At 72.2% G+C, this 5,050-nt stretch carries 1 protein-coding gene; it reads left to right on the forward strand.

Annotation, left to right across the window (positions count from 1 at the left end; translation table 11 throughout):
* The coding region (locus GWI24_RS40090) for a type I polyketide synthase (RefSeq protein WP_210950952.1) at positions 1-5,050 on the forward strand (5,050 nt) is incomplete at both ends.

Below are 5,050 nucleotides of genomic sequence, written 5' to 3' on the forward strand. Positions count from 1 at the left end.
GCAGGTCATCGGCGCGTTGGAGGGGATCGAGCCGCGTCAGGGCGAGGTTCCCTTCTACTCGACGGTGACCGGTGGGGTCATCGACACCACCGGCCTGGATGCGGAGTACTGGTACACCAACCTCCGTCGGACCGTGCGTTTCGATGAGACCGTGAGGGCGCTGCTGGCCGATGGTTTCGGCTTCTTCATCGAGTCCAGCGCCCATCCGGTGCTCACCGTCGGCCTTCAGGAGACGTTCGAGGACACGGCCGCCGACGCCGTCGCGCTGGGCACGCTGCGCCGTGATGAGGGCGGCCCCGAGCGGTTCCTGACGTCGCTGGCCGAGGGGTACGTGTGCGGTCTGCCCGTCGACTGGGACGCGGTGTTCGCGGGGACGGGCGCGCGGCGCGTCGATCTGCCCACGTACGCCTTCCAGCGCCGTCGCTACTGGCTCGACGCCGTCACCGGCCTCGCCACGCCCACCCGCCCCCGGCCGCTCCCGGCATCGGGTGCGGCGGGCGCGGTGGACACCGACGACGAGCCGGACAGCTCCGCGCCCGCGCTGCGCGACGAGTTGGCGTCGCTGCGTACGGCGGAGCAGCACGAATATCTGCTGCGGCTCGTCCGTAGCCATGCCGCGGCGGCACTCGGCCACCCGTCGCCCGACGCGGTCGACACCGACCTCACCTTCAAGGACCTCGGATACGACTCGCACCTGTCGGTCCTGCTCCGCAACACCCTGACCGCCGAGACCGAACTGCCGCTGTCCACCACCGTCCTCTTCGAGTACTCGACCCCCGCCGCGCTCGCCGTCCATCTGCACGAGGCGCTGTTCGGCGCCCGGCCCGAGGCCGAGGTGGCGCCCGTCGCCCGGACCGCGGCGGACGACGACGATCCGATCGCCATCGTCGCCATGGCCTGCCGCTTCCCCGGCGGCGTGGAGTCCCCCGAGGCGCTGTGGGACCTGGTGGCCGCCGAACGGGACGTCATCTCCGACTTCCCGGAAAACCGGGGCTGGGACCTGGAGCGGCTGTACGACCCGGAGCTGGAGCGCCCTGCCACCAGCTACGTCCGGCTCGGCGGTTTCCTGTGTGGAGCACCCGACTTCGACGCCGAGTTCTTCGGCATCTCGCCGCGCGAGGCACTGGCTATGGACCCGCAGCAGCGGCTGCTGCTGGAGACGTCGTGGGAGGCCATCGAGCGGGCGGGCATCGACCCGCTGTCGCTGCGCGGCAGCCGGACCGGTGTGTTCTTCGGCGCGATGTTCCAGGAGTACGGACCGCAGCTCCAAGAGGGGGCGCAGGGCGTCGACGGCCACCGGCTGACCGGCACCATCACGAGCGTGGCGTCCGGCCGCGTGGCGTACACCCTCGGCCTCGAAGGGCCCGCCGTCACCGTCGACACGGCCTGCTCATCGTCGCTGGTCGCGCTGCACTGGGCGGTACAGGCGCTGCGTTCGGGCGAGTGCTCGATGGCACTCGCGGGCGGGGTGACGATCATGTCGACGCCCGGCATGTTCGTCGAACTCAGCCGCCAGGGCGCGCTGTCGCCCGACGGCCGCTGCAAGGCGTTCGGGGCGGCGGCCGACGGTACGGGCTGGGCCGAGGGCGTCGGTGTGCTGCTGGTGGAGCGGCTGTCGGAGGCGCGGCGCAACGGTCATGAGGTGCTGGCGGTGGTACGGGGCTCCGCCACCAACCAGGACGGCGCCTCCAACGGCCTCACCGCCCCGCACGGCCCCTCGCAGCAGCGCGTCATCCGCGCGGCGCTCGCCGACGCCCGGCTGGCGGCGGACGAGGTGGACGTGGTCGAGGCGCACGGCACCGGCACCACGCTGGGCGATCCGATCGAGGCGGGCGCGCTGCTCGCCACGTACGGCAAGGACCGCCCGGAGGGCCGCCCCCTGCGGCTGGGCTCGGTGAAGTCCAACATCGGCCACACGCAGGCCGCGGCGGGCGCGGCGGGCGTGATCAAGATGGTGATGGCCATGCGCCATGGTGTGCTCCCGAGCACCCTCCACGCCGACGAGCCCTCGCCACACATCGACTGGTCGTCGGGCGCGGTGGAGTTGCTGACCGAGCCGGTGGAGTGGGCGCGCGGTGAGCGTCTGCGCCGGGCCGGTGTGTCGTCGTTCGGCATCAGTGGCACGAATGCCCACGTCATCCTTGAGGAGGCGCCTGCGGTGGAGGCGGGCGGGGAACGGCCCGTTTCCGACGCTCCGGTGTTGGTCACGGGCACGGTTCCGTGGGTGGTGTCGGGCAAGTCCGAGGTGGGTCTGCGGGGTCAGGCGGCTCGGTTGGCGGGGTATGAGGGCGGTGGTTCCCTGGCGGATGTGGGTTGGTCGTTGGTGGCGTCGCGGGCGGCGTTGGAGTGCCGGAGTGTGGTGTTGGCCGGTGATCGGGATGCGGCGGTGTCGGGTCTGGGTGCGGTGGCTGAGGGTGTGCCTGCTGCGGGTGTGGTGTCGGGTGTGGCGGATGTGCGGGGGCGGGTGGTGTTCGTCTTCCCGGGTCAGGGTTCGCAGTGGCAGGGCATGGCGGTGGAGCTTTTGGATTCTTCGCCGGTGTTCGCGCAGCGGTTGGCGGAGTGTGATGCGGCGTTGCGTCCGTATGTGGAGTGGTCGGTGGTGGATGTGGTTCGGGGTGTGGTGGGTGCGCCGTCGTTGGAGCGTATTGAGGTGCTGCAGCCGGTGTTGTTCGCGGTGAATGTGTCGCTGGCGGCGGTGTGGTGTGCGGTGGGTGTGGAGCCTGCCGCGGTTGTGGGTCACAGTCAGGGTGAGATCGCGGCGGCGTTGGTGGCGGGTGCGTTGTCGTTGGAGGATGCGGCGCGGATTGTGGTGTTGCGTAGTGCGTTGTTCGCGGATGAGTTGGTGGGTAGGGGTGCGGTGGCGTCGGTGGCGTTGTCGGCGGAGGTGGTCGAGGAGCGTCTGGCGGCGTGGGAGGGCCGTCTGGTCATCGCGGGGCGTAATGGTCCTGGGGCTGTCACTGTCGCTGGTGAGGTGGCGGCTTTGGAGGAGTTTGTCGCCGGGTGTCGGGCGGAGGAGATCCGGGCGCGTGTGGTCGGTTCCACGGTGGCGTCCCATTGTGCTCAGGTTGATCCGTTGCGTGAGCGTGTTCTGGAGTTGTTCGCTGATGTGGTGCCTCGGCGTGGTGAGGTGCCGTTGTACTCGACGGTGACCGGTGGGGTGTTGGACACCAGGGAGATGGGTGCGGAGTACTGGTTTGAGAATGCTCGTCGGCCGGTGGATTTCGAGGGTGCGGTTCGGGCGTTGCTGGGGGATGGTTTCCGTTTCTTTGTGGAGTCCAGTGCGCATCCGGTGTTGACGGTGGGTGCGCAGGCCACGTTCGAGGATGCTGGGGTCGAGGCTGTCGCTGTGGGGTCGTTGCGGCGTGGGGAGGGTGGTGCGCAGCGGTTCCTGGTGTCGATGGCCGAGGGGTATGTGCGTGGTCTGTCCGTCGACTGGAGCAGGGTGTTCGCGGGGACGCGGACCCGCCGGGTCGACCTGCCGACGTACGCCTTCCAGCGCCGGCGCTACTGGCTGGAGAGCACCACCGCCACCGCGGGCGACCCGGCCGGGTTGGGGCTCGGCGCCGCCGACCACCCGCTGCTGGGCGCGGCGGTCCAGGTGGCGCGGGGCGACGGGGTGCTGCTCACGGGGCGGCTGTCGCTTCCGACACATCCGTGGCTGGCCGACCACGCGGCGCTCGGCAGTGCGCTGCTGCCCGGCACCGCGTTCGTGGAGCTGGCGTTGCGCGCGGGCGAGGCGGTCGGCCGCGACCGGCTGGCCGAACTGACCCTGGAGGCGCCGCTGGTGCTGCCCGAGCGCGGCGGTGTCCAGCTCCAGGTGGCCGTGGACGCCCCGGACGACGCGGGGCAGTGCCAGGTCGCCGTGTACTCCCGCCCGGACACCACGGACCGGGACGGCGGCGACCTCCACGAGTCATGGACCCGGCACGCCACGGGCGTTCTCGCCCGGGCCACCGCCCCGAGCCCCACGGCACCGGGCACGGTGGTCTGGCCGCCGCAGGGGGCCGAGAGCATCGATCTGGACGGCTTCTACGAGCGCGTCGCGGACACCGGCTATGGCTATGGTCCGGCGTTCCAGGGCCTGCGGGCCGCGTGGCGCGGCCCCGACGGGGCTCTCCACGCCACCGTGGACCTGGCGCCCGAGCAGGCCGAGGAGGCGGGCCGTTACGGCATCCACCCGGCCCTGCTGGACGCCGCCCTCCACCCCGCCCTGCTGTCCGTGCTGGACGATCCGCAGGCCGCCGTGCGGCTGCCGTTCGCCTGGAGCGGGATCGCGCTGCACGCCGTCGGGGCCACCTCGGTCCGGGTGCGGGTGCACCCGGTGAGCGAGGACACCGTGGCCGTGGCGGTGACGGACACCATGGGCGCCCCGGTGGCCACCGTCGAGTCACTGACCCTGCTGCCCGTGTCGCCGGCCCAGCTCGCTGACGGCGCCGACCCGGCCCGCCAGGCCCTGTTCCGTACCGAGTGGACCCCGCTGGGCGCCACGACGGCCGCCGAAACCCACGACTGGGCGGTGCTGGCCACGGCCCCGGACGGCGTGCTGTCCGGTGACGTCGCGCCGTACGTCCCCGATCTCGACACGCTCGCCACCGAACCCGCCGCCGTCGTTCTGACCGGCCTCGCTGGTCCGTCCACCGCCACGGGTGCCGATCTCGCGGCCGATGTGCACAACGCCACCTCCCGTGCGCTGGAGCTGGTGCAGGCATGGCTGGACGACGCCCGCTTGGAGAACTCGCGCCTGGTCGTGGTGACGCGGGGCGCGGTGGCCGCGCGGCCCGGTGAGGATGTGGCCGACCTCGTGCACGCCCCGGTGTGGGGTCTGCTGCGCTCGGCGCAGTCGGAGAACCCCGGCCGCATCCTGCTGGTGGACGTCGACGGCGCGGAGGCGTCGCGGGACGCGCTGGCCGGCGCCGTCGCCACCGCCGTGGCCGTGGACGAGCCGCAGGTGGCGCTGCGCGACGGCGCGGTGCTGGTACCGCGTCTGGTACGCGCCCCGCTCGCGTCCGAGGCCCCGCAGCGCCCCCGCTTCGGCCCTGAGGGCACCGTT

The organism is Streptomyces sp. MK37H, assembly GCF_018035285.1.
GTDB classification, from domain to species: domain Bacteria; phylum Actinomycetota; class Actinomycetes; order Streptomycetales; family Streptomycetaceae; genus Streptomyces; species Streptomyces endocoffeicus.